The sequence below is a fragment of the Dactylosporangium sp. NPDC050588 genome (genome assembly GCF_040654975.1).
GTDB classification, from domain to species: domain Bacteria; phylum Actinomycetota; class Actinomycetes; order Mycobacteriales; family Micromonosporaceae; genus Dactylosporangium; species Dactylosporangium maewongense.
Genome location: NZ_JBFAJA010000021.1, coordinates 106,733 through 129,327, shown reverse-complemented (window position 1 = coordinate 129,327; position 22,595 = coordinate 106,733). Strand labels below are relative to the sequence as shown.

General features: G+C 73.1%; 23 protein-coding genes and 2 pseudogenes. 11 read left to right on the top strand and 14 right to left on the bottom strand.

The window, feature by feature from the left end; genetic code table 11:
• Positions 1-5 precede the first annotated feature (5 nt).
• Positions 6-743, top strand: coding sequence for a helix-turn-helix domain-containing protein (locus tag AB0I21_RS17025; protein ID WP_360562051.1), 738 nt, complete (start codon positions 6-8; stop codon positions 741-743).
• 21 nt (positions 744-764) lie between these two features.
• Here the strand turns inward: AB0I21_RS17025 and AB0I21_RS17020 are convergent, their stop codons facing one another.
• The 8 genes from AB0I21_RS17020 to AB0I21_RS16985 are packed head-to-tail and all read right to left on the bottom strand — an operon-like array spanning position 765 to position 11,029.
• On the bottom strand, positions 765-1,574 hold the full coding sequence (locus AB0I21_RS17020; RefSeq protein WP_360562049.1) for a cellulose binding domain-containing protein: 810 nt from the start codon (positions 1,572-1,574) through the stop codon (positions 765-767).
• 16 nt (positions 1,575-1,590) lie between these two features.
• Positions 1,591-3,513, bottom strand: coding sequence for an alpha-glucuronidase (locus tag AB0I21_RS17015; protein WP_360562047.1), 1,923 nt, complete (start codon positions 3,511-3,513; stop codon positions 1,591-1,593).
• Entirely contained in the window at positions 3,510-5,507 is a 1,998-nt protein-coding gene (locus AB0I21_RS17010; RefSeq protein ID WP_360562045.1) for a beta-galactosidase, read from the bottom strand. The genes AB0I21_RS17015 and AB0I21_RS17010 overlap by 4 nt, the downstream gene beginning before the upstream one ends.
• A complete protein-coding gene (locus AB0I21_RS17005; protein ID WP_360562044.1) occupies positions 5,504-6,139 on the bottom strand; it encodes a hypothetical protein in 636 nt (211 codons plus the stop codon). The genes AB0I21_RS17010 and AB0I21_RS17005 overlap by 4 nt, the downstream gene beginning before the upstream one ends.
• Positions 6,136-7,602, bottom strand: coding sequence for a xylan 1,4-beta-xylosidase (locus AB0I21_RS17000; RefSeq protein ID WP_360562043.1), 1,467 nt, complete (start codon positions 7,600-7,602; stop codon positions 6,136-6,138). The genes AB0I21_RS17005 and AB0I21_RS17000 overlap by 4 nt, the downstream gene beginning before the upstream one ends.
• On the bottom strand, positions 7,599-9,245 hold the full coding sequence (locus AB0I21_RS16995; RefSeq protein ID WP_360562041.1) for an extracellular solute-binding protein: 1,647 nt from the start codon (positions 9,243-9,245) through the stop codon (positions 7,599-7,601). The genes AB0I21_RS17000 and AB0I21_RS16995 overlap by 4 nt, the downstream gene beginning before the upstream one ends.
• Before the next feature lie 33 nt (positions 9,246-9,278).
• On the bottom strand, positions 9,279-10,127 hold the full coding sequence (locus AB0I21_RS16990) for a carbohydrate ABC transporter permease (RefSeq protein ID WP_360562039.1): 849 nt from the start codon (positions 10,125-10,127) through the stop codon (positions 9,279-9,281).
• Positions 10,121-11,029: an ABC transporter permease subunit gene (locus tag AB0I21_RS16985; protein WP_344498763.1), complete on the bottom strand. Its 909-nt coding sequence runs from the start codon at positions 11,027-11,029 to the stop codon at positions 10,121-10,123. Before AB0I21_RS16985 ends, AB0I21_RS16990 begins: the two co-directional genes overlap by 7 nt.
• 166 nt (positions 11,030-11,195) lie before the next feature.
• Here AB0I21_RS16985 and AB0I21_RS16980 point away from each other — a divergent pair, with 166 nt between their 5' ends.
• From AB0I21_RS16980 to AB0I21_RS16965, 4 genes are all read left to right on the top strand, one after another.
• A complete protein-coding gene (locus tag AB0I21_RS16980; protein WP_360562037.1) occupies positions 11,196-12,185 on the top strand; it encodes an acetylxylan esterase in 990 nt (329 codons plus the stop codon).
• 59 nt (positions 12,186-12,244) lie between these two features.
• The gene (locus AB0I21_RS16975; protein ID WP_360562035.1) at positions 12,245-13,270 is read left to right on the top strand and encodes a LacI family DNA-binding transcriptional regulator; all 1,026 of its coding nucleotides are present in this window, start codon (positions 12,245-12,247) and stop codon (positions 13,268-13,270) included.
• An 18-nt stretch (positions 13,271-13,288) separates the two neighbouring features.
• Complete coding sequence (locus AB0I21_RS16970; protein WP_360562033.1) at positions 13,289-14,338, top strand: LacI family DNA-binding transcriptional regulator; 1,050 nt, start codon at positions 13,289-13,291, stop codon at positions 14,336-14,338.
• Between the two features lie 522 nt (positions 14,339-14,860).
• A complete protein-coding gene (locus AB0I21_RS16965) occupies positions 14,861-15,103 on the top strand; it encodes a hypothetical protein (RefSeq protein WP_360562031.1) in 243 nt (80 codons plus the stop codon).
• Positions 15,104-15,174: 71 nt separating this feature from the next.
• On the opposite strand, the gene AB0I21_RS16960 is transcribed toward AB0I21_RS16965, so the two are convergent.
• Entirely contained in the window at positions 15,175-16,275 is a 1,101-nt protein-coding gene (locus tag AB0I21_RS16960) for a hypothetical protein (RefSeq protein ID WP_360562029.1), read from the bottom strand.
• The gene (locus AB0I21_RS16955; protein WP_360562027.1) at positions 16,272-16,997 is read right to left on the bottom strand and encodes a PIG-L family deacetylase; all 726 of its coding nucleotides are present in this window, start codon (positions 16,995-16,997) and stop codon (positions 16,272-16,274) included. The genes AB0I21_RS16960 and AB0I21_RS16955 overlap by 4 nt, the downstream gene beginning before the upstream one ends.
• Before the next feature lie 129 nt (positions 16,998-17,126).
• On the opposite strand from AB0I21_RS16955, the gene AB0I21_RS16950 reads away from it, so the two are divergent.
• On the top strand, positions 17,127-17,807 hold the full coding sequence (locus AB0I21_RS16950; RefSeq protein WP_360562025.1) for a response regulator: 681 nt from the start codon (positions 17,127-17,129) through the stop codon (positions 17,805-17,807).
• A gap of 179 nt (positions 17,808-17,986) precedes the next feature.
• Here the strand turns inward: AB0I21_RS16950 and AB0I21_RS16945 are convergent.
• A pseudogene (locus AB0I21_RS16945) lies at positions 17,987-18,276 on the bottom strand (sigma factor-like helix-turn-helix DNA-binding protein); the annotation flags it as partial.
• Positions 18,277-18,382: 106 nt separating this feature from the next.
• Here AB0I21_RS16945 and AB0I21_RS16940 point away from each other — a divergent pair.
• From AB0I21_RS16940 to soxR, 3 genes and pseudogenes are all read left to right on the top strand, one after another.
• Positions 18,383-18,655, top strand: a pseudogene (locus AB0I21_RS16940) (histidine kinase); the annotation flags it as partial.
• 26 nt (positions 18,656-18,681) lie between these two features.
• Positions 18,682-18,885, top strand: a complete 204-nt coding sequence (locus tag AB0I21_RS16935; protein ID WP_360562024.1) for an ATP-binding protein — start codon at positions 18,682-18,684, stop codon at positions 18,883-18,885.
• A gap of 45 nt (positions 18,886-18,930) precedes the next feature.
• Positions 18,931-19,389 carry a redox-sensitive transcriptional activator SoxR gene (gene soxR / locus AB0I21_RS16930; RefSeq protein ID WP_344498745.1) on the top strand — a complete coding sequence of 153 codons (459 nt, stop codon included), beginning with the start codon at positions 18,931-18,933 and terminating at the stop codon, positions 19,387-19,389.
• 12 nt (positions 19,390-19,401) lie between these two features.
• On the opposite strand, the gene fdxA is transcribed toward soxR, so the two are convergent.
• The gene (gene fdxA, locus AB0I21_RS16925) at positions 19,402-19,737 is read right to left on the bottom strand and encodes a ferredoxin (RefSeq protein ID WP_344498743.1); all 336 of its coding nucleotides are present in this window, start codon (positions 19,735-19,737) and stop codon (positions 19,402-19,404) included.
• A gap of 57 nt (positions 19,738-19,794) precedes the next feature.
• Between fdxA and AB0I21_RS16920 the strand changes: the two genes are divergently transcribed.
• Positions 19,795-20,181 carry a VOC family protein gene (locus tag AB0I21_RS16920; RefSeq protein ID WP_360562021.1) on the top strand — a complete coding sequence of 129 codons (387 nt, stop codon included), beginning with the start codon at positions 19,795-19,797 and terminating at the stop codon, positions 20,179-20,181.
• Positions 20,182-20,191: 10 nt separating this feature from the next.
• Complete coding sequence (locus AB0I21_RS16915) at positions 20,192-20,929, top strand: aminoglycoside adenylyltransferase domain-containing protein (RefSeq protein WP_360562020.1); 738 nt, start codon at positions 20,192-20,194, stop codon at positions 20,927-20,929.
• Positions 20,930-20,933: 4 nt separating this feature from the next.
• On the opposite strand, the gene AB0I21_RS16910 is transcribed toward AB0I21_RS16915, so the two are convergent.
• Both AB0I21_RS16910 and AB0I21_RS16905 read right to left on the bottom strand, forming a co-directional pair.
• Positions 20,934-21,956, bottom strand: a complete 1,023-nt coding sequence (locus AB0I21_RS16910; protein ID WP_360562018.1) for a hypothetical protein — start codon at positions 21,954-21,956, stop codon at positions 20,934-20,936.
• A 41-nt stretch (positions 21,957-21,997) separates the two neighbouring features.
• Complete coding sequence (locus AB0I21_RS16905) at positions 21,998-22,546, bottom strand: hypothetical protein (protein ID WP_360562016.1); 549 nt, start codon at positions 22,544-22,546, stop codon at positions 21,998-22,000.
• Positions 22,547-22,595 lie beyond the last annotated feature (49 nt).

Below are 22,595 nucleotides of genomic sequence, written 5' to 3'. Positions count from 1 at the left end.
GAACTGTGACCGCGATTCCCGTACGTGACCGGCTCGTCGACGCCGCCCTCGCGCTGTTCGACGAGCGCGGCTACGAGCAGACCACCGCCGACGACATCGCCGACCGGGCGGGCGTCGGCCGCACCACCCTCTTCCGCCACTACCGGTCGAAGGAGGACGTGATCTTCCCCGATCACGACCGCCTGCTCGCGACCGTGAAGGAGCGCCTGGCGACGTCGACGGCGGACACGGCGATCGTGGCGGTCACCGAAGCGGTGCGCCTCGTCCTGCTGCGGTACCTGGAGGAGGGGGACCGGGCCCGCCTGCGGTATGCGCTCACCAGCCGGATCGCGACCCTGCGGGACCGGGAGATCGCCAGCGTCGCGCGGTACCAGCGGCTCTTCCGCGAGTTCATCGCCGAGTCGTGGGGCTCCGCTCCCGGCGCGGCGCTGCGGGCCGAGCTGATGGCGGCCGCCGTCGTCTCCGCCCACAACCACGTGCTCCGGCGGTGGCTGCGGCGCGACACCGCCGAGCCCGTCGCGGAGCTCGACGCCGCCATGGCGCAGGTGGTGTCGCTGTTCGCGACCACCGAAGCGGGCCCCGCAGCGGTGTCTGGAGCGGTGTCTGGAGCGGGCGCTGAGACGGGCGCGGGAGCCGCCGGCGCCACGAGCAGGGGCAACGGGACCGCCGTCATCGTCGTGCATGACCAGCGCGACCCCGAGCACGTCGCCGCCGCCATCCGCCGGGCGCTCCAGCAGGTCTGAAGCGCCCGGCGGCGGAGGACCTCAGGCGGCGGCGCAGCCGGTGGCGGCGAGACCCGACACCGGCCCGGTGCCCTGGAAGCCGAACTCGGTCGACGCCCCCGCGCCGAGCGATCCGTTCCAGGTCGCGTTGGCCACCGATGTACCGGTGAGCCTGCCGTTCCACACGTTGGTGATCGCGCTGCCGGCCGGCAGGGCGAGCCGGACCGTCCACCCCGGGATCGGCGCGCCCCCGGCGTTCACGCGCCCGGAGGCGACGAACCCGCCGTCCCAGACGTTCTGCACCGTCACCACCGCCGTGCACCCCTGCCCCGCGGACTGCGAGGCCGGCGGCGACGGGGACCGCGACACAGACGGCGACACAGACGGCGACACGGAGACCGGCGCGGACGGCGACGGCGACTGCGGGGGCCCGTCGCTCAGCACCGGGGTCTGCCGGTCGGACCAGTCGGACAGCCGCCCCGCCGCCCGGCTGGAGATGCGGAACGTGCCCGCGCTGCTGCCGGTGCGCAGCAGGAACCGCTGGATGTGCTGCTGCAGCGGGGTCCGCCACTCGGGCCGGTTCGCGCAGTGCGTGCCGTCCTGCACGTCCGACCAGTACGTGATCGCGTCGCCCGCGCCGAGCGCCCTGTACACCTCGGCGCCGCCCAGCGCCGCGCCGGCGTCGGGCAGCGCCGGCACCGGGCAGTCGGCGCCCTCGTCCTCCACTGTGGATGCTGTTGCGGATGCTGCCGCGGACCCGGTGACGGCCGCGTCGGCGGACGCGATGGTGACGCCGGCAGCGACCGCCGTCGCCACGGCCAGCGCGACGGCGATCAGGCGGCGTCTGGTCATCGGTGCTCCCTTCGGGTCAGGGAATCCGGCGTCCGTGGGCGTCACGGACGCCGGACTTGCGGAAGAAGTACGCGTTGATCTGGTCGCGCCACTCGGCGGCGCTGCGCACCTGCTCGTCGAGCAGCGCCGACACCCGCGCGGCGAACGCCGGGCCGACGTGCTCTGAAGGCAGCCGGGCCCAGCGGTCCCGCATCGCCACGACCGCGTCGGCGCCGGCGAAGTGCGTGTCGTAGATGTGCTGGATGACGGTGCCGCCGTCGTGCAGGATGTGCCCGTACGGCACGTGGTGGAAGAACAGCAGCAGCTCGTCGGGGCAGTCGTAGACCGACTCGTACACGCGGGCCAGCGCCGGCGGGTACTGCCCGGCGAAGCCGGTCCCGGTCGCGCACGTGCGGTCCACGCCGACACCGTCGCGGTCGGCGAAGTGGTAGGTCCCCCATGGGGTGTACTCGTAGCCGTCGACGTCCGGGCCGTAGTGGTGCCCGGGGCGGACCATGAACCCGACGCCGAGCGGTGCGGTGTAGGCCTCGTAGGTGCGCCACGAGTCGTCCATGACCGCGTGCAGCGTCTCCCGCAGCTCGTCGGGGGCGCCTGGGAACGTCAGGCCGATCCACTCGTCGAGGATCGCGACGGGGTCGAGGTCCGGCGCCCACGCGAGCCGGCCGAACGCGTACAGGTTCGCCTGCGCGAGCGGGTGCCCGGTCCAGAACGGGTCGTCGCCGGCGTTGGAGACGCCGACGAGACCGTCCAGCGCCGCCATCCCGCGGGCGCACCGGAGCACCTCGCTCCACATCGGAGCGAGGTAGCACACGTGGCGCTGCTGGCCGGTGTACTCCTGGGTCACCTGCAGCTCGACGGCGACGTCGGTGGCGGGCACGGCGGCGATCAGCGGCGACACCGGCTCGCGCGGCTGGAAGTCGATCGGGCCGTGCTTCACCTGCAGGACCACGTTGTCGAGGAAACGGCCGTCGAGCGGCACGAAGTGGTCGTGCGCGGCGCGGGCCCGGTCGGTGCGCCGGTCGCGCCAGTCCTGCCGGTGGTCGTAGACGAACGCCCGCCAGTGCACGACGCCGCCGTGCGGGGCGAGCGCCGCGGCGAGGACGTTCGCGCCGTCGGCGTGGGTCCGTCCGTACGCGAACGGTCCCGGCTGCCCCTCGGAGTCGGCCTTCACGACGTACCCGCCGAAGTCGGGGATCGCCGCGTAGACGGCGTCGGTCGCCAGGGCCCACCAGGCCCGCACCCGCGGGTCGAGGGGGTCGGCGGTGCCGAGGTCGTCGCGCGGCGCGGCGAAGTTCACCGACAGGTGGACGCGGATGCCGTACGGGCGGAAGACGCCGGCGAGGGTGGCGACGTCGCCGAGCCGGTCGGTGAGCAGCCGCGCCTCCGTCGCGTGGACGTTGACGTTGTTGACGGTCACAGCGTTGATGCCGCACGCCGCCAGCAGCCGCGCGTAACCGGTGACCCGGCCGAGGTCCTCGCGCAGGACGCCGTCGTGCCAGAAGAGCGAGCCGCCCGAGTAGCCGCGCTCGACCTGGCCCATGACGGGGTGCACGGCGACGTTGTCCCAGTGGTCCAGCATGCGGCGGGCGTACCCGGGCCGGTGCACCCGCGGCGGGTGCGGCGCGCCGAACGCGGCCTCGCCGAGCCGCGCGAGGTGGAACAGCCCGTACAGCAGCCCGGCGGGGTCGGCGGCGGCGACGGTGGTGACCCCGCCGTCGCGGGACACCGCGAACCCCTCCGGCCCGTAGGCCGGCGTGGACACCGCGAGCACCAGGTCGGCGCCGCCGGACACGACCGCGCCGCCGTAACGCCCGCACGCCTGCGCGACCTCGGCGATCACGGTGCGCACGAGCAGGCCGTCGCCGCGGACGGACACGCGGCGGGAGCCGATCGCCCGCAGCGCCGACGGGGGCAGCCAGGCCGGGTGGACGTCCGTCATGGGACCTCGATGACGGCCACGCCGAGCGGCTCCAGGGTCACCGCGCCCTCCAGAATCCGGCCGCTGAGCAGGTCGGTGCCGTCCGCCGGCACCGTGACCGCCTCGGTCGGCGAGTGGTTGAGCAGGAACAGGAACCGGCCCCGCCGGGTCGCCTCCACATGGGACGGTGCGCCCGCGACGACAGCCCGGACGCCCGCGGCGGCGACCGCGCCGAGGATCACGTCCCGCAGCGCCCCGGGTTCGAGCCGCGTGCCGATGTAGGTGACCCGGCCGGCGGCGATGATCGCGGGCCACCCGGCGAGGTCACCGTCCACGTAGGAGGCGACGACGGACGAGGTCGTGGGGTGGATGCGCTCCTGCCACCAGTCGGCCCGGACGGTGCGCCCGCCGGCGAACCGCACGCCGAACGACGACCCGGCCGGGAGGTACTCGTCGATCCAGGCGCCGATGAGCCGCCCGAACGCGCCCGGATAGGCGGGCTGCCGCACCTGGTTGGTCTCGTCGACGACGCCGGAGAAGAACGAGCACACCACGGTCCCGCCGGCGGCGGCGAAGTCCTCGAGGGCCGCCGCGCAGCGGTCGTCGACGAGGTACGCGTTCGGCACGACCACCACCCGGTACCGGGCCAGTTCGGAGCCGAACGACACCAGGTCGACCGCGTGGTGTGCCTCCAGCAGCGGCCGGTAGTGCGCGGTCACGGTCGCCGGGTAGTCGAAGTCGTTGCGCGGCAGCCCGTGCGTGACCTCCAGCCCCCACCAGGCGTTCCAGTCGAACAGGACCGCCACCTCGGCGCGTGGGCCGGTGCCGGCGACGGCCGCGATCCGCGGCAGCTCGGCGCCGAGCGCCGAGACCTCCCGCCAGGTGCGGGCCCGGGTGCCGGAGTGCGGCAGCATCGCGGAGTGGAAGCGTTCGTGGCCGCCGCGGCCCGCCCGCCACTGGAAGAACAGGACGCTGTCGGCGCCGTGCGCGACCGCCTGGTAGGAGCCGAACCGCATCAGCCCGGGGCGCTTCGCGTGGTTGACCCGCCACTGCGAGACGGCGCCGGCGGCCTGCTCCATGAGCAGCCACGGCTCGCCGCGCAGCGACCGCATGAGGTCGAAGTTGAGCGCGGCGGCGACGTGCGCGTCGGGCTGCCCTGGGTCCGGGTAGATGTCGAGGGCCGCGGCGTCGACGTGCGGCGCCCACCGCCACAGGTCGGCGCCGCGGTGGAAGCGCATGAAGTTGGTGACGACCGGCAGGTCGTCGCGGTGCGCGCGGACGATGTCGCGCTCCATGACGAAGCACTCCAGCAGCGCGTCGGAGGCGAACCGGTGGAAGTCGAGGCGGCGGGCCGGGTTGGACCACGACCGCGGCACCTCCGGCGGGTTCACCTGCTCCCAGGTGGTGTAGCGCTGGCTCCAGAACGTCGTGTACCAGGCGGCGTTGAGCGCGTCGAGGTCGCCGTACCGCCGGCGCAGCCACTCCCGGAACGCGGCCGCCGCGGACGGCGTGTACGCGACCGGGCCGTACTCGTTACCGATGTGCCACATCGCGAGGGCCGGGTGGTGGGAGTACCGCTCGGCGAGCGCGGTCGTGATCCGGGCGGCGTGCTCGCGGTACCGCGGCGAGGTCGGGTCGTAGTGCATCCGGTTGCCGAACCCGAACACCTCGCCGTCCTCCATGACGGGCAGCACCTCAGGGTGCCCGTGGGACAGCCACACCGGCGGCGCCGCGGTCGGGGTGGCGAGGTCGACGGCGATGCCGTTGGCGTGCAGCAGGTCCATGACCTCGTCGAGCCATTCGAAGGCGAAGCGGCCGGGCGACGGCTCCAGCGACGCCCAGGCGAACACGCCGACGGTGACGAGGTTGACGCCGGCCTCGCGCATGAAGGCGACGTCCTCGTCCCACACGGCGCGGTCCCACTGCTCGGGGTTGTAGTCGCCGCCGAACGCGATCCCGCCGAGCCGCTCCCGCAGCGCGTCCAGTCTCGAGCGCATGCTCATGCTCGTGTTCATGTCACGAACCGTTCGGTGATGCCGGCGATCACCGGCCGGCAGACGACCAGCAGCGCGGCGGCGAACCCGGCGGCCAGGAGCAGCAGCACCGCCTCCGACAGCAGCACGGTGACGCCGAGCGCCGCCAGCAGCAGTCCCGCGGTGCCGAGGGTCACGGCCGGCCGGGCGGCGAGGAAGTGGGCGGCGAGCCGCAGGACGTCGGCGGGCCGGAACACGAACAGCGACGCGATGACGAGCGCGGTGACGGCGACGAGCGTGGCCGCCGCGGCGAGCAGCACGAGCAGGCCCGACCACCACACCGGTACACCCGCCGCATCCCGGTGCAGGAGACTGACGGCCACCACGGTCAGCACCGCCACCAGCGGCACCCAGATCCGCAGCGCGGCGGCGGCGTTGAGCCGGTAGCCGCGCCAGAACGTGGCCGCGGGGTGCAGGTCGGCGAGGTCGGCCGGCTGCCGGTGCAGCGCGTAGAGCGCGGCGGACAGCGCCGGCCCGACCGGCAGCAGGCCGAGCGCCGTGACGAGGCTCCGGTCCAGCACGACCAGCAGTGCCAGGCCCGGCGCGGTGGCGGCGACCAGCAGGACCTCCACCACGAGCAGCGTGTACACCCGCGCCGCGAATCGTTCCTTCACCGGGTGCCGCCCAGCAGCCGCGAGTCGTCCCACCACGGCGGCGTCTCGTCGCGCACCGCGGTCACCTCGACCAGGGTCACCTCGTGCGCGGCGAGGGTCAGGTCCAGGTCGACCCGCCCGCCGACGACCGGCGCGCTGTGGTGGCGCCGGGCGGGCTCGGACGCCTCCCGCAGCGCGTCGAGCTGCCGCGCGCCCGGCGATCGCGGGCTGCCCATCTCCCGCCACGCCGCCCAGGCGTTGCCCGACTCCTCCGACACCGACGAGCGGGCCACGTACGCGGTGCCGCCGGAGGCTCCGACCGGCACGTCCACCTTGAGACGGTGCCCGGCCGCACCGGCCCACGCGAGGACGGTGACCCGGCCGGCGCCGTCGCGGGTGACGAGGTGGTCGTCGCCGCGCGCGAGGACCTCGCCGCCCATGCGGGCGAGGAACGCGTACAGGTGGAAGGTGGGCTTGCGGATCTGCCGGTGGGTGAGCAGCCCGAACCCGCCGTGGAACAGCGCCGCCGGGACCCCGGCCTCCTCGAACACGTCGCAGAACGTCCAGTAGGAGAACGAGTCCACGAGGTCGCCCGCCGCCGCGACGACCGGCGCCAGGTATGCGGCGTGGAACGCGGTGTCGTGGACGGGGTTGTCGGGGCGGTAGGAGGAGTTGAACTCGCTGATGTGCACCGGCAGCCCTTCCAGGGCCGTGCCGGCGAGCTGACGGCCCGGCGCGGCGAACTGCTCCAGGAGCGTCGCCGCCGGCGCGAGCGTCTGGTGCACGCCGAAGGGCACGTGCTGGGCGGCGCCGGAGGTGTACGCGTGGCGGCTCACGAAGTCGATCGGCACGCCGCGCGCGGACACGAACTCGGCGAACCGCGGCAGCCAGCCGTCGTCCGCACCCGGCGACAGGGCCGGCCCGCCCACCTGGAGCCCGGCGTCGACGTCCTTCACGGCGTGCGCGGTGACCTCGTACAGGTCGTGGTAGGCGTCCTGGTCCGCGTGCTGCCAGAAGTCCTTCAGGTCCGGCTCGTTCCACACCTCGATCGGCCAGCCGCGCACCTCGTCGAGGCCGTACCGGTCGACGAGGTGCGCGACGGTGCCGCGGACCAGCGCCGCCCACTCGGCCCGGTCGCTCGGCGGCGTCACGTTGCCCCGCCACCAGAACACCGTCTGGTCCCCGGACGCGAGGCCCGGCGGCATGAATCCCAGCTCGACGAACGGCCGGATCCCGAGCTCCAGGTACATGTCGACGACCTGGTCGACGTAGGTGAAGGAGTGCAAGACCCGCCGCTCGCCGGCGTACTCGTACGGCCGGTGCACGCCCGCGCCGGCGCTGAACAGCCCGTGCTGGCGGATGTGCCGGAACCCGATCTCCCGCTGCAGCAGCGCCAGGGAGTCCTGGTAGTCGCGGCGCAGCGCGAGCTCGAACCGCCCGGCCCCGACGCAGTGCCGCCACGCGTCGCCGAGCTGCCCCGTCACCCGTGCGCTTTCTTGTACCGGTTGTAGGCGGCGTTGACGACCTCGATGTACCGGGTCATGTTCTTGCTCTTGAGCTCGCTCACGTAGGCGTCCCACTCGCTGAGCGGACGCTGCCCGAGGATGAACTTCAGCGTCTGCTGGTTGACGTGGTCCCTGAGCGTCGTCTCCCACAGCGTCGCCTGCTCGCGCTCGTCGGCGTTGAGCGGGTGCGGCGGTGCGAGGGGCTGGTTCTTGCGGCCGTTCATCACGTCCTGGAACGCCTGCTCCTCCTTGGGGAACTGGGAGTTGAGCAGCTTCGTGGAGCCGCCGTAGACGAAGACGCCGTTGAGGAAGCCGTACTCGACCTGGAGGTTCTTCGTGCCGGCGGGGTTGAGCCCGCCCCAGTTGACGTCAGGCGCGAGCTTCATCGTGCCGTCGTCGACGCTGCCGGTGTACGTGGTGCCCTCCACGCCCCACTTGGCGAAGAGCTTGCCCTGCGGCGAGTAGTACAGCCAGTCCATGAACTGCATGAGCGCGACGAAGTTCTTGCTGTCGCGGGCCTTCGCCGAGATCATGACGCCGCCCTCGAGGCGGCTGCCGGCCTTCGTGTCGCCCATCGGGCCGGTCGGCGTGGGGATCTTCAGGACCGTGCCGCCGGGGATCTTCGCGATGCTGGGGCGCAGCTCGTTGACGAGGGTCTGGGCGTTGCAGCTCATCACGAACGACCGGCCGTTGGCGAACTTCTGCTTGGCGATGTCGTCGGACTGGGTGAAGCTCTCCGGGTCGACGAGCTTCTCGGCGACGAGCGAGTTGAGGTACTCGACCACCTGCTTGTACTGCGGGGTCGTGCCGGTGTAGACGAACGCCTTCGCCGCGTCGTCCCAGCTGGCGTGCTGATAGCTCCAGCCGGCCAGGGTGCCGTACGCGGTGCCGACGATCGACAGCAGGTTGTTGCCGCCGGGAATCGGCGGGCTGCTCCAGCGGTCCGACAGCGGGTACACGTCGGGGTGCGCGGCCTTCATCGCCCGCAGCACCGTGCGCAGCTCCTCCCAGGTCTTCGGGATCTGCAGGCCGAGCTGTTGCAGCACGTCGGTGCGCACCGCGAGGGAGTAGTCGGCCCAGACGTCCTCGTGCAGGCCGGGCAGCAGGTAGAACTTGCCGTCCTCCTGCCGGTAGGTGTCGAGGTCGGCCTGCAGGTTCCACTTGGCGACCTGGTCGCGGAAGTTCGGCATGAGGTCGAGGTGGTCGCTGACCGGCAGGATCGCCCCGCTGGCGATGTACGCCTCCTCGTCGGGGTGGTACGTCTTCGGGATGATCATCGGTGCGTCGCCGGCCGCGACCACGACGCTGCGCTTCTGGTTGTAGTCGCTGCCGGGCACGACCGTGGCCTGCAGCGTCACGTTGGTGCGCTTCGCCAGCTCCTTGAAGAACAGCCAGTCGGCCTTGTACGGGTAGGCCGCGTTGCTGAGCATCATGATGGAGAACGTCAGCGGCTGGGCGGCGGTGAACTGCTGGCCCATGCCGTAGCCGTCCATGGCGCCGTCGCGGTGACCGGTGTAGTCCTGGCCTTTCGCCTGGTCGTCGTCGTCACCGCAGCCGGCGAGCGAGACGAGCGCGGCGGCGCCGGTCGCGCCGAGCAGGGTGCGCCGTTTCAAGTGCGACATGGGGAGCTCCTTGAAGGGGAGGCGGGCGGCGCGTCAGCCCTTGACCGCGCCGAGGGTGATCCCGGAGACGAAATACCGCTGGACGAAGGGGTAGACGAGCATGATCGGCAGCGCGGTGAGCACGATCGTCACCGCCTGGATGTTGGCGGCGATCTGCAGCACCGTGTCCGACGGCGTGGAGATGTCGGACCCGCCGGTCGAACCGGCGATGAGGTTGCGCAGGTAGATGGTGACGGGGAAGAGGTCGGCGTCGTCGAGGTACAGGAACGCCGGGAACCACGAGTTCCAGAAGGCCACCGCGTAGAAGAGGACCATCGTGGCGATGACGGCCTTCGACAGCGGCAGCACGATCCGCCAGAGGATGCCGTAGGTGCCGAGGCCGTCGACGGCGGCGGCCTCCTCCAGCTCGACCGGCAGCCCTTCGAAGAACGACTTCATGACGAGGAGGTTGAAGACGCTGATGGCGTTGGGCAGCACGACCGCCCACATGGTGTTGCGCAGCCCGAGCCCGCTGACGAGCACGTAGTTGGGGATCAGGCCACCGTTGAAGAACATGGTGAACACGGCGATGCCGACGAGCAGCGCCCGGCCCTTCAGGTGCCGTTTCGACAGCACGTACGCGTAGCAGGTGGTCAGCAGCATCGAGATGGCGGTCGCGACGACCGTGTAGACGACCGTGTTGCGGTAGTTGGTCCAGAACACGGGGTCGGCCATGACGACCTCGTAGGTGGTCGTGTTGAAGCCGCGTGGCAGCAGGTTGACCTCGCCGGCCTGGATCGCCTGCTCCTCGCTGAACGAGCGGGCGATGACGTTGCAGAACGGGTACAGCGTCAGGACCACGACGGCGGTGAGGACCAGCCCGATGACGGCGCGCCTCACCACAGCCCCGCTCCGACCGTCCGCTTCGACACGAAGTTCGCCGTGAGGACGAGGGTCAGGCCGATCACCGACTCGAAGAGGCCGATCGCGGCGGCGTAGCTGAAGCTGCCGGAGACCACGCCGACCCGGTACAGGTAGGTGGAGATGACGTCGGCGGTCGGGAACGTCAGCGGGTTGTACAGCAGCAGGACCTTCTCGAACCCGACCGACAGGAACGTGCCGACGTTGAGGATCAGCAGGGTCACCATCGTCGGGCGGATGCCGGGCAGCGTCACGTGCCACGTCTGCCGCCACCGGCTGGCGCCGTCGATCCGGGCCGCTTCGTAGAGCTCGTGGTCGATGGTCGTGAGCGCGGCGAGGTACAGGATCGTGCCCCAGCCGACGGTCTGCCACACCTCGGAGGAGATGTAGATGGTGCGGAACCAGCCGGGCCGCTGCAGGAACGGCACGGCGTCGGCACCGACGGCCCGCAGGCCCGCGTTGACCACGCCGTCCAGGGCGAGCAGCTGGAAGACGATGCCGGCCACGACCACGATCGACAGGAAGTGCGGCAGGTAGGACACGGTCTGCACGAAGCGCTTGAGCCAGCGGGTGCGGACCTCGTTGAGCAGCAGCGCGAGCACGATCGGCAGCGGGAAGACGAACAGCAGGGTCAGGCCGCCGAGGACCAGCGTGTTGGTGAAGACGTGCCAGAACGTCGGGTCCTGCCAGAACATCCTGAAGTAGCGCAGGCCGACCCAGGTGTCGCCGAAGAGGTCACCGCCGGGGCGGAACCGCCGGAACGCGATGACGTTGCCGGCCATCGGCAGGTACCGGAAGACGACGAAGAACAGCAGCGGCAGCACAGCGAGGGAGTACAGCTGCCAGTCGCGGCGCAGCGCGGAGCGCCAGGTGCGACGTCTCATGCCCCTCCCTCCACGGTCGAAAGTTTCGGCAAACATTCGGAAGGCATCGGGTAATGTAGATTCATCACTACGCCCTGTCAAGGACTCGATCTAGGCGGCATGACCTGCGCACACTGTCCCTGGTCAATGTATGGACCGTCCTGGAAAATTTCGGTCGAGGAGACCCATGCCGCAGTTCGACCTCCCACTGCCCGAGCTGCTGCGGTTCGCCCCCGCGGTGGCCGAACCCGCGGACTTCGACGCGTTCTGGGCCGCGACGCTCGGCGACGCGCGGGCCGTGCCGCCGGTCCTCGCCGCCGACCGGGTGGCCACCGGGCTGCGGCTCGTCGACACCTGGGACGTGACCTTCGCCGGCTTCGGCGGCGACCCGGTCCGCGCCTGGTTCAGCCGGCCCTCTGGGGTGTCCTCTGGGGTGTCCTCAGGGGCGCCCGCGGGGCTGCCCGCCGTGGTGGAGTTCGCCGGCTACGGGCGCGGCCGCGGCCTGCCGCACGAGCGCCTCACCTGGGTCACGGCCGGCTACGCGCACCTGCTGATGGACAACCGCGGGCAGGGCGACCTGTACGGCAACGGCGGCGCGACCCCCGACCCGCACGCCGGCGGGTACCGGCCGGTCACCGAGGGGATCCTGGCGCCGCACGACTACTACTACCGGCGGCTGGTCACCGACGCCGTCCGGGCCGTCGACACCGTCCGGGCGCTGCCGGGCGTCGACCCGGCGCGGGTCGCGGTCGCCGGCAACAGCCAGGGCGGCGGGCTCGCCCTCGCCGTCGCGGGGCTCGTGCCCGACGTCGCGGCGCTGCTGGCGACCGCGCCGTTCCTGTGCCACTTCCAGCGGGCGGTCGCGCTGACCGACGCCTCGCCCTACGGGGAGATCGCCCAGCACCTGGCGGTGCACCGCGGCATCGAGGAGCGGGTCTGGCGCACGCTGTCCTACGTGGACGGTGTCAGCTTCGCCCGGCGCGCGAAGGCGCCCGGCCACTTCGGCGCCGGCCTGCGCGACACCGTGTGCCCGCCGAGCACCGTGTTCGCCGCGTACAACGCGTACGGGTGCGCCGACCGCGTGATGCACGCCTACCCGTACAACGGCCACGAGGGCGGCGACGCGGTCCACGTGCGGCGCCAGCTGGACTGGCTGCCCTCGAAACTTTCGGCGTAGACTCGCGGGCTATGCCTACCCCTAGGCCGACCCCCAGGCCGCCGCACAGCAGGGCCACCATGTCGGAGATCGCGGCCGAGGCCGGGGTGTCCGTCCCCACCGTGTCGAAGGTGCTCAACGGCCGGCGCGACGTCGCCCCGGCGACCCGGGAGCGGGTCGAGGCGCTGCTGCGCGCCCGCAGCTACCTGCCCCGCCGCACGCCGCCGGCCCGCACCGCCGGCCTCATCGACGTCGTCTTCGTCGACCTCGGCAGCCCGTGGGCGATGCAGATCCTCGCCGGCGTCGAGGAGGTCGCGCACCGCGCCGGCACCGGCGTCGTGGTCTCCGCCGTGCACGGGCGCACCCGCACCGCGCCCGACCGCCGCTGGCTGGAGCACCTCGCCGCGCGCCGCTCCGACGGGGTCCTGCTCGTGCTGTCGGAGCTCGCCGCCGACCAGCGCGAGCGCCTCGCCGACCTCGGCATCCCCGTCGTCGTCGTCGACCCGGCGGGGCAGCCGGACCCGAGCGTCCCGTCGGTCGGCGCCACCAACTGGACCGGCGCGCTCACCGCCACCGAGCACCTGATCGGCCTCGGCCACCGGCGGATCGCCGTCATCGGCGGCCCCGGCGACGTGCTGTGCGCCCGCGCCCGCGTCGACGGCTACCGGGCGGCGATGCACGCCGCCGGCCTCGACGTCCCCGCCGGCTACGAGCGCACCGGCGACTTCACCAGCCCGACCGGCCACCGGGAGACCCTCGCCCTGCTGGACCTCCCGGAGCCGCCGACCGCGATCTTCGCGTGCGCCGACGAGATGGCCCGCGGCGCCTACGAGGCCCTGCACGGGCGCGGCCTGCGCGTCCCGGATGACCTGAGCGTCGTCGGGTTCGACGACCTGGAGCAGGCCCGCTGGTCGATCCCGCCGCTGACCACCGTGCGGCAGCCGCTGACCGAGATGGCCGGCCTGGCGACCCGGATGCTGCTGTCCCTCGCCGCCGGCGAGACCCTGGACTCGACCCGCCTGGAGCTGGCCACCCCGCTCGTCGTGCGGTCCAGCACCGCGCCGCCTGGAAATGTTTCCATGTCCGTCGAACGACAGCGGCCCTAGCGGCCATAGACTGGCGCCGTGGACTCCGCGAGCGCGCCAGCCCCCGGCGGCCGCCGGCGCCGCGGCGAGGTCACCGTGGCGACCATCGCCCGGCTCGCCGGGGTGTCGCCGCCGACGGTTTCGAAAGTTCTGAACGGTCGGTCCGGCATCGCCGTGGAGACCCGCGACCGGGTCGAGGCGCTGCTGCGTGAGCACGGCTACCGGCGCGGCGAGCAGCACGGCGGCGCGGCCGCGACGCCGAGCGTCGAGGTCGCGTTCTACGGCCTGGAGAGCCACCTGGCGATGGAGATCCTGCGCGGCGTCGAGCAGGTCGTCCGTGACCGGGGCCTCGCCGTCGGCTTCACCGACCTGCAGGGGCCCTCGCCCGGCGGGCGCCGCACCGCCGACCGGCTCCTCGCCCGCCGCCCCACCGGCGTCATCGCGGTCAACTCGGCGTTCCGGGCCCGCCAGTACGAGCAGCTCGCCGCCGGCGGCGTGCCGATGGTGGTGCTCGATCCGACCGGCGAGCCGATGCACCCGATCCCGTCGGTCGGCGCGACGAACTGGAGCGGCGGCATCGCCGCGACCCGGCACCTGCTCGACCTCGGCCACCGGCGGGTCGGCGTGATCACCGGCCCGATGGAGTACCTGTGCGCCCGGGCCCGCCTCGAGGCCAGCCGGGGCGCCCTCGACGCCGCCGGCGCCCCGCTCGACCCGGCCCTGGTGCGGCACGGCCGGTTCGACTTCGACGACGGCGTCCTGCTCGGCCGGCAGCTGCTGTCGCTGAAGCACCCGCCGACCGCGATCCTGTGCGGCGACGACCTGCAGGCCCTCGGCGTCTACGAGGCCGCCCGCCTGCTCGGCGTCCGCATCCCCGACGACGTCAGCGTCGTCGGCTTCGACGACATCGAGGTGACCCGCTGGTGCGGGCCGCCGATGACGACGGTGCGCCAGCCGTTCGCGGAGATGGGCGCGACCGCCGCGCGCATGGTGCTGCAGCTGGCGGTCGGCGAGCCGGTCGAGCCCGCCCGCGTGGAGCTCGCCACCAGGCTCGTCGTGCGCGCCAGCACCGCACCACCGTCGTCGTGAGCGGCTCCACCGTGGACCGGACGGCGAAGGCCGTCATCTCCGAGCTGCTCGCCCGCGACATCGTCCCCGTGCTCAAGCGGCACGGGTTCGCCGGGCGGGGGCGCAACTTCCGCCGTACGCGGGAAGGCCGGCAGGAGCTCGTCACCGTCGAGCCGCACCGGGGTGCACGCGCTCTGCGCGTGGAGACAGTGACGAGCCACGCCGTCGCGTTCCAGGGCGACGGAGCGGGCGCCGAGGAGCTGACCTGGGGGCCAGCGCGACGTGTGGGACCTCATGCGGCGCACCGGCCGGTGCGGATGGCCGTGGTGCGCTCCGGCGGGACGCTCACGCACGTGGTCGTCATGTACTACCACGTGGTCGTCGACGGGTTCGGCATCAACGCGATCGTCCGCGACCGCGCCCGCCGAGGGCACGCAGCCGCTCGATCTCGCCCGCCGGCAACGGGCGCCGGAGGCGCTGCGGCAGAGCGGGAAGTCGCTGCGGTACTGGCAGCGCCAACTCCTGCGGGTCCCGCCCGCACCGGTGCCGTCCACGCCCCCGGACGGCCCGCGCTTCCGGGAGATCGTGTGCGTGTCGCCGGCCCTCGCCCTCGCGGTCCGGCGGCTCTCCGCGCGGACCAGGGTGGCGTCCGGGCCGATCATCCTCGCCGCGTACGCCGTCGCCACCGCCCGCCTCACCGGCGCGGACACCGCCGTCGTGCAGGTCGTCGTCAGCAACCGCTTCCGGCCCGGGTTCGCCGACGCGGTCGGCAGCCTGCGGCAGTGACACCCACCGGTGCCCGCCGGAGGCGCTGCTGCGGTGCGCCCGCGACATCGAGGCGGTGGTCGTCGACCCGTTCAGAAGTCGCGGGCCTCGTCGAACCAGCGGGCCGCCGCCTCGGTGAGGTCCCCGCACGGGGTGGCGGCGGTCAACCGGTGGACGGCCTCGCCGGCGTCCTCGCGCTCCGTCGTCTCGATGCCGGGCAGCGCGTTCACCGCGCCGACGAACCCGCGCACCGCCGCCTCCACGTCCTGTCGCGTCGTGGCCGCCCCGATCGCATCCTCTGCCGCGCGGTACGCCGCCGTCGCCGCCTTCCCGGTGCGCGACGGCCAGCCCGCGAACGGCAGGCCGTGCCCGGCGGCGAACCATTCGGGCCTGCGCAGCCTGGTGACGGTGCCGTGCCCGCGCAGCCGCTTCCCCACCACGGCGTCCACATCGGACGCGAACAGGCGGGTCAGGTCCGGCCAGGTGTCCACCGCGGGCAGGCCGGTGAGGTCGGGGCACAGCTGCAGGTGCAGCGCGGTCAGCCGGCGCAGCCCACCGAGCGCGTCCACATTGGCCAGTCCCCCGCGGAGCGTCAGGGTGCGCAGCTCCGGGAACTGCAGCAGGCTCGCGCAGTCGAACGGCTGCCGCAGCGGCGGCACGGTGACCCTGACCGAGTGCGCGCCGGCGAGCGCGGGCAGGTCCGGCAGCCGCAGCGGCGGCCCGGCCGGCCCTGGCCGGGTGTCCGGGGCGAAGGACAGCCCGGGGCAGGCGGCACCCGCGGCGAGGGCCGGGACCAGCAGGTGCGGGTCACCGGTGATCATGAGGTGCCCACACCCCGCCGGCAGCGTCAGGCGCAGCGGCGCGTCGCGCAGGGTGATGCCGAGCGTGCCGATGTCCGCCGCGGCGGCGTCGACGGTGTGCGCCGCGCGCGGCCGCCAGTCGAAGGTCTCGATCGGCCGGCGCCCGGCCCAGCGGAAGAAGCCGGTGTCGTCGCCGTCGTAGACGATCCGGGGCGGCCACGGGTACCCGGCCGGGACGGTGAACGGGTCGAACACCGACCAGTCGACCGCGTCGCCGGGCGCGACGACCAGGTCCGGGCGTGGCGTGCCGCCCTCGGGCCCGATGACGACGACGCCGACGCCGGGCCGGCGCTCCAGCCGGTGACTGTCCGGCCCGGTCAGGGAGATCTTCACCGGGCCTCGACGAACGCCTCTTCGTCGTTCAGCGCGCGGTACTCCTCCATGCCCAGCAGTGCGACGGCCGGCGCCACCTGGGTGTGCATGGCGAGCAGCGCCGCGATCTTCCGGTCGAGGTCCGCTCCCGTCAGGTGTACGCGCAGCGCCAGCTCCTCCTCCGCGACGCCGACCGGTCGCTCGTCGGTCATGAAGACCTGCCACTGCTCGTACCGCTCGCTCCAGGTGGCCAGGTGCTCCTGGGTCATGGCGGCGTGCAGGAGCCGCCCGGGCCGGCCCGCCCGCTCCCAGGCGGCGCCGACCCACGCGGAGATCGTCTGATGGTCTGGGTGGAACGTGCCGCCGTCCGGCCCGAACGTCAGCACCGTATCGGGGGCGACGTCGGCCAGCAGCGCCGCGATCCGCTCGACCGGCTCGGCCGGGTCCATGGCCGCCAGCCCGCCGTCCGGATAGCCGAGGAACCGGTGGTCGGTGACGCCGAGCACGGCCATCGCGGCGGCGGCCTCCCAGCGACGGGTGCGGCCGAGCCGCTCCGGCGGCCACGCGACCGGGTCGTCGGTGCCGAGCTCGCCGGCGGTGGCGCTGACGCACACGACCCGCTGCCCGTTGGCGATGGCGGCCGCCATGATGCCCCCGGCACCATATGTCTCGTCGTCGGGGTGCGCCCAGATGGACACGATCGTGCCGAGCTTCTCCGCCTGCTCCGTGACCCGCTGCTCCACGCGTCCATCTTGCCGGTTCCGCTCGACCACTGGGCGCCCGCCACGGTGTGACGGAGGTCCCGCAACGGTCGCCCGCTCGGCCCGCGACGCGGCGACGCTCCGTCACGCGCGGTGAGCGACAATACTGCGGTGAGCCGGATCCTCATCGTCGACGACGACGAGCCGCTGCTGCGCGCGCTGCGGATCAACCTCACCGCCCGCGGCTACCAGGTGGACACCGCCGGCACCGCGACCGCCGGCCTCATCTCGGCCGGCAACCACCGCCCCGACCTCGTCATCGTCGACCTCGGCCTGCCCGACCTCGACGGCATCGAGGTGGTGAAGGGCCTGCGAGCCTGGAGCGACGTGCCCATCGTCGTGCTGTCGGCCCGCCACTCCGAGCCCGCCAAGGTGGCCGCCCTCGACGCCGGCGCCGACGACTACGTCACCAAGCCCTTCGGCATCGACGAGTTCCTCGCCCGCATCCGGGCCGCCCTCCGCCGCGGCACACCCCCGGCGGAGACGGCGACGACGGTCGTGCGGACCGACGCCTTCGTCCTCGACCTGACCGCCAAGCGCGCCACCCTCCCCACCGGCGACGTCCACCTCACCCCGACCGAGTGGCACCTCCTGGAGGTCCTTGCCCGCACGCCCGGCACCCTCGTCGAGCACCGCCGTCTCCTCCGCGAGGTCTGGGGTCCCCGGTACGAGACGGAGACGAACTACCTGCGGGTCCACTTCGCCAACCTCCGCCGCAAGCTCGAGCCCGACCCCGCCAACCCCCGCCACCTCCTCACCCACCCGGGCCTCGGCTACCGGCTGGAGCTCTGACCGTCGCGGCGGCACAGCTACGAGAACCTGTCCGCCACGGTGGGGTCGCCGAAGAGCGTGATCCCGGTGATGCCCGCCTCGGTGACCGTGAGGACGGCCAGGCCGAAGAGTTCGCCGCGGCACCAGGCGAGGACGGCGGGCGGCGCGTTGGACTCGGTCGGGGTCATCCGCCAGTCGCCGGGAGCGCCCGTGTCCAGGGCCTCGGCGGTCTCGGTCGCGGAGAAGGACAGCACCTCCCGCAGCAGCAGGACGGCACGCTGGCGCGGGCGAGGTGCTGCAGGCCGGCCACGAACGCGAGCCGGACGCTCTCCCGGCTGGTCACCAGGTCGGCCGGGTCCGTCGGGAACGGGTCGATCCACGGACCGAGGTCGTCCGGGCCGAGGCCGAGCGTGAGCGGGCGGCGGTCGCGGGCCTCGAGCACCGTCAGGACGACATTCGTGGCGATCCGGTAGAGCCAGGTGCGCATCGTGTCCATACCGTACTGACCGCCGGCACCCCCGGAAGGAATCGGTCCGGCGCGACCGGAAGGCTGGTAGACAGGGGAACCGGGGCTGCGCTTCGTGAAGGCGGTGACCGTGACGCGTGGGCTGCTGCGGGTTTACCTCCGCGCCGCACCCGGCGTCGGGAAGACGTTCCGGATGCTGGAGGAGGCGCACCGCCGCCAGGACCGCGGCACCGACGTCGTCGTCGGCGTCGCCGCGACCCACGGCCGGCCGCGCACCGCCGGCCTGCTCGACGGCCTCGAGGTGCTGCCACGCCGGGAGGTGCGGCACCGCGGCGCCGGGTTCACCGAGCTGGACCTCGACGCGGTCCTGGCCCGCCGGCCCGAGGTGGTCGTCGTCGACGATCACCGCCGGCACCCACGCCCGGGCGGGTGGAGATCCGCGTCGTCGACCACGGCCCCGGCATCCCCGCCGAGGACCACGACCGAGTGTTCCAGCCTTTCCAGCGCCTCGGCGACCGCGACAACACCGCAGGCGTCGGCCTGGGCCTCGCACTGTCCCGCGGCCTGGCCTCGGCGATGGGCGGCACCCTGACCCCGGAGCCCACCCCAGGGGTGGCCTCACCATGGTCCTGAACTTCCCCTTGATCTCAACCTAGGTTGAGGTCCTACGGTCCACTGGTGTCATCGAGCGCGCAACCGAAGGACCTGCTGACCGTCGGTGAGGTCACCGCCCGGACGGGGGTGGCCGCGTCCGCCCTGCGGTTCTACGAGGCCGAGGGCCTCATCACGGCCGAGCGCAACCGTGGCAACCAGCGGCTGTACCGGCGGCACATGCTGCGCCGGATCTCGCTCATCCTCGCGGCCCGGCGGCTCGGCATCCCGCTCGCCGACGTCGCGCAGATCTTCACCACCCTGCCCGCCGACGAGGCGCCGAGCCACCGGGACTGGGTGCGGGTGTCCCGGGTGTGGAAGCGCGAGCTCGAGGACCGCCGCCGGTACATCGTCAACCTCGAACGCCAGCTCACCGCCTGCATCGGCTGCGGCTGCCTCTCCATGCGGTCGTGCGACCTGCTCAACCCGGACGACCGGCTCGGCACACGCGGCCAGGGCCCGGTCCGCCTCGACGAGCCGGCCTGACTCAGGCCAGACTCAGGCCAGGGCCTCGTCGTGCACCTGCGGCGGCAGGGCCGCCACGAACGCGTGGTCGCCCGGGATGCGGTCCACCCGCGAGGCCCCGCCCGGCGAGCCGACCCCGGCGAAGAACCCGGCGTTGACGGCGGTGAACTGGCTCCACTCGGCGGGCAGGTCGTCCTCGTAGAAGATGGCCTCGACCGGGCAGACCGGCTCGCACGCGCCGCAGTCGATGCACTCGTCCGGCTGGACGTACAGCATCCGGTCGCCCTCGTAGATGCACTCGACCGGGCACTCGTCGAGGCACGCCTTGTCCATCAGGTCCACACACGGCAACGCGATCACGTAGGTCATGCCGCGGAGACTATGAGCTCAACCGCACTTGAGCTCAAGTACCGATAGGGTGGTGCGATGACGTCGGTCAAACAGTTCCAGGTCACCTTCGACTGCGCGGACCCGCAGCGCGTCGCGCTCTTCTGGTCCCAGGTGCTGGGCTACGTCCTGCCCCCCGACCAGAAGGACCCGGCGTGGGCGTCGTGCTCCGACCCCACCGGCGTCGGCCCCCGCCTGTTCTTCCAGCGCGTCCCCGAAGGCAAGGTCGTCAAGAACCGCGTCCACCTGGACGTGCGCGTCGGCACCGGCCTCGTCGGCGAGGCCCGCCTGGCCGCCCTCGAAGCCGAATGCGCCCGCCTCCTCCCCCTCGGCGCCGTCCGCGGCGACCTCCTGCTCGCCGACGGCGTGAACGAGTCCTGCCTCGTCATGCAGGACATCGAAGGCAACGAGTTCTGCCTCGACTGACCGTCGTCAGGTGAAGATCGGAGATGCGCAGGCCGCGGCCGGGCTGATTGCCCGGGCCGTCTGTGATGCGGTCGGGGAATCCGTGAGGTCGGTGCTGCTGCACGGGTCCCTTGCCGCCGGTGGGTTCCGGCCGGGCCGCAGCGACATCGACCTGCTCGTGGTCGTCGGCAGGAGCCTTACCGATGCGGAGGCGGAGGGCGTCGAGCGGGTGGTCAGGGACGCCGGCATGGGCAGCGCGTCGGGGATCGACCTGCACGTGGTGACGGCCGCGGTGGCCGCGGCGCCGGGGCGGGAGCCTGCGCTGGAGCTGCACGTCGGGCGGTACGGGCAAGGGGAGGTCGAGGTCGAGCGGGCGGGCGGCGCGTACCCGGACCTGCTCGCGGAGCTGTCCATGGCGCGGGACGGTGGGCGGGCGCTCGCCGGGGCCGCGGCGCGGGACGTGCTCGCACCGGTGCCGGCCGAGTGGGTGGTCGATCGTGGCCGGCACTGGTTGGAGGTGTGGCGGTCGCTCACGGACGACACCGAGCACGCCGCCTTCATGGTGCTCACCGCGTGCCGGATCTGGCAGTTCGCGGTGGAGCACGAGCACCGCTCCAAGGCGCAGGCGGCGCGGTGGGCGCTCGGACGTCGGCCCGCGCTCACCGCGGTACACCAGGCGCTCCTGCAACACGAGCAGGGGAGGGCGACCGTGATCGACGAGGCCGGCATCGCGGAGCTGCTCGACCTGGTGCTGCGGGAGACGGGGTGAGGGGTCAGTTCCAGTTCGAGGCGGCGGACGTCGTCAGGTGGCAGGTTTCGCAGATGTACAGGCTGCGGAAGCCGTCGCCGTCGCCGCGGAGGTGGTTGGTCACCGTGGCGACGTGGAACATGAGCCGGTGGCAGGAGCGGCACGACGGGTTCGAGTAGACGCCGATGGGTGGGCCGCCGACGGTGCCGAACACGTCCGGTGTCGACATGATGTGACCGTTGCAGTAGGTCAGGGTGTCGTCGTAGGGGCGGAGCACGACCATGGCGCGGCCGTCCGGCCCGTCGTTGTCGCGGTCGTCCTCGTCGTCCGGCGTGCCGGCCTCCACGGACTCGTCGTGCCAGCGGCCGTCCTCGCCGACGGCGCCGGTGACGCCCCAGCTGAGGCTCGTATCGACCAGGTGCAGGTGCTCGGCCGGCCACGCCGGCACGCCGGGGAGGGCGGCGGCGCGCAGGGACAGGTAGTGCCAGTTGACCGGGGTGGTCGCCGGGTCCCGGACGACCCGGTCCAGCGGCAGGCCGACCGGGTGCTCCGCGGCCAGCAGCTCGGCCAGGTCGGCCACCGGCCGGCGCTCCACGGCCAGCTGGTGCGACGAGAACCGTTGCTGGAGCGGGCCCGCCGGCGGGGTCCAGAAGCCGACGTACTCCAGGTCGCTCGCGCCGTGCTGGCCGCGGGCGAGGTCGGCCGCCACGGTGAGTGCCGCTTCGGTGCCGATGGCCGCGAGCACTTCGAGCACATACCGTGCGGGACGGGCGGCCAGGTGCTCCACGCAGTGGTCCGGGGCGCCGCGGAGCAACACGCACATCGCGCTGAACGGGACCGAGAAGCCGCTGAGCAGTTCCAGGATGACCCGCTCCTGATGTGGGCGGAACCACTCAGGGTGAGTACCCGCCACATAGTCGAAGTGGTCGTAGAGGGTGCTGCGGAGCTCCCTGTCGGTGGCGGCCGGGCCGAGCAGCTCGACCAACGCTGTGACGTCGGCCGGGCTGTCGACCGGGAACACCGGGCGTCGGTGGGTCTTGAACGGCATGCGCCGGACCGTACCGGGCCCTCCTTGCAATTCACGTGCAACTACGGCCGGGGGCCGCGCGCCACGAGGATCCCGACGACGGCGAAGATCGCGCCGGCCACGAGGCTGCCGCCGGCCTGGGACAGGATGATCGAGGTGAGCCACACCACGGCGAGGCCGGCGGCAAGGGTGCGGGGCAGGGTCCCGGCGCGCCAGGTGGCGACCGCGAGCAGCACCGAGCCCGCCAGCCAGGCCAGGTTCGCGGGGGCGGCCACGACCGGGAACCAGGAGTAGTCCTCGCCGTGCAGGTTCGTCGACGTCATGCCGGCGGCCAGGATCGCGGCGCCGGCGACGGCGAGGTAGCCGCCGACGAGGCCGAGCCGGCTCGACGTCCGGCCGAGGCGCACGTACGCCGGCAGCCACAGCATCAGCGACAGCGCGACGAGCGTGAGGACGACGTGTTCGGACAGGCCGACCTTCGGGTTGCCGTCGTCGACGCGGACGACCTGGATGGCGCCGGCGACGGCGGAGGTGATCGCCCCGAGGACGGCGGCGTAGCCGGCGACGCGGGCGGATGACGTATCGGTGGCGACTGTGGTTGTCGTGGTCATGGCGCAGACGGTACGGACGGCGCGGGTCCCGGCACGTCGGCCGCGAGGT

Bases quoted from the DNA above. Each gene is read 5' to 3' on its own strand.
- AB0I21_RS17020 (WP_360562049.1), bottom strand. From the start codon at position 1,574: ATGACCAGACGCCGCCTGATCGCCGTCGCGCTGGCCGTGGCGACGGCG.
- AB0I21_RS17015 (WP_360562047.1), bottom strand. From the start codon at position 3,513: ATGACGGACGTCCACCCGGCCTGGCTGCCCCCGTCGGCGCTGCGGGCG.
- AB0I21_RS17010 (WP_360562045.1), bottom strand. From the start codon at position 5,507: ATGAACACGAGCATGAGCATGCGCTCGAGACTGGACGCGCTGCGGGAG.
- AB0I21_RS16995 (WP_360562041.1), bottom strand. From the start codon at position 9,245: ATGTCGCACTTGAAACGGCGCACCCTGCTCGGCGCGACCGGCGCCGCC.
- AB0I21_RS16985 (WP_344498763.1), bottom strand. From the start codon at position 11,029: ATGAGACGTCGCACCTGGCGCTCCGCGCTGCGCCGCGACTGGCAGCTG.
- AB0I21_RS16980 (WP_360562037.1), top strand. From the start codon at position 11,196: ATGCCGCAGTTCGACCTCCCACTGCCCGAGCTGCTGCGGTTCGCCCCC.
- AB0I21_RS16975 (WP_360562035.1), top strand. From the start codon at position 12,245: ATGTCGGAGATCGCGGCCGAGGCCGGGGTGTCCGTCCCCACCGTGTCG.
- fdxA (WP_344498743.1), bottom strand. From the start codon at position 19,737: ATGACCTACGTGATCGCGTTGCCGTGTGTGGACCTGATGGACAAGGCG.
- AB0I21_RS16920 (WP_360562021.1), top strand. From the start codon at position 19,795: ATGACGTCGGTCAAACAGTTCCAGGTCACCTTCGACTGCGCGGACCCG.
- AB0I21_RS16910 (WP_360562018.1), bottom strand. From the start codon at position 21,956: ATGCCGTTCAAGACCCACCGACGCCCGGTGTTCCCGGTCGACAGCCCG.
- AB0I21_RS16905 (WP_360562016.1), bottom strand. From the start codon at position 22,546: ATGACCACGACAACCACAGTCGCCACCGATACGTCATCCGCCCGCGTC.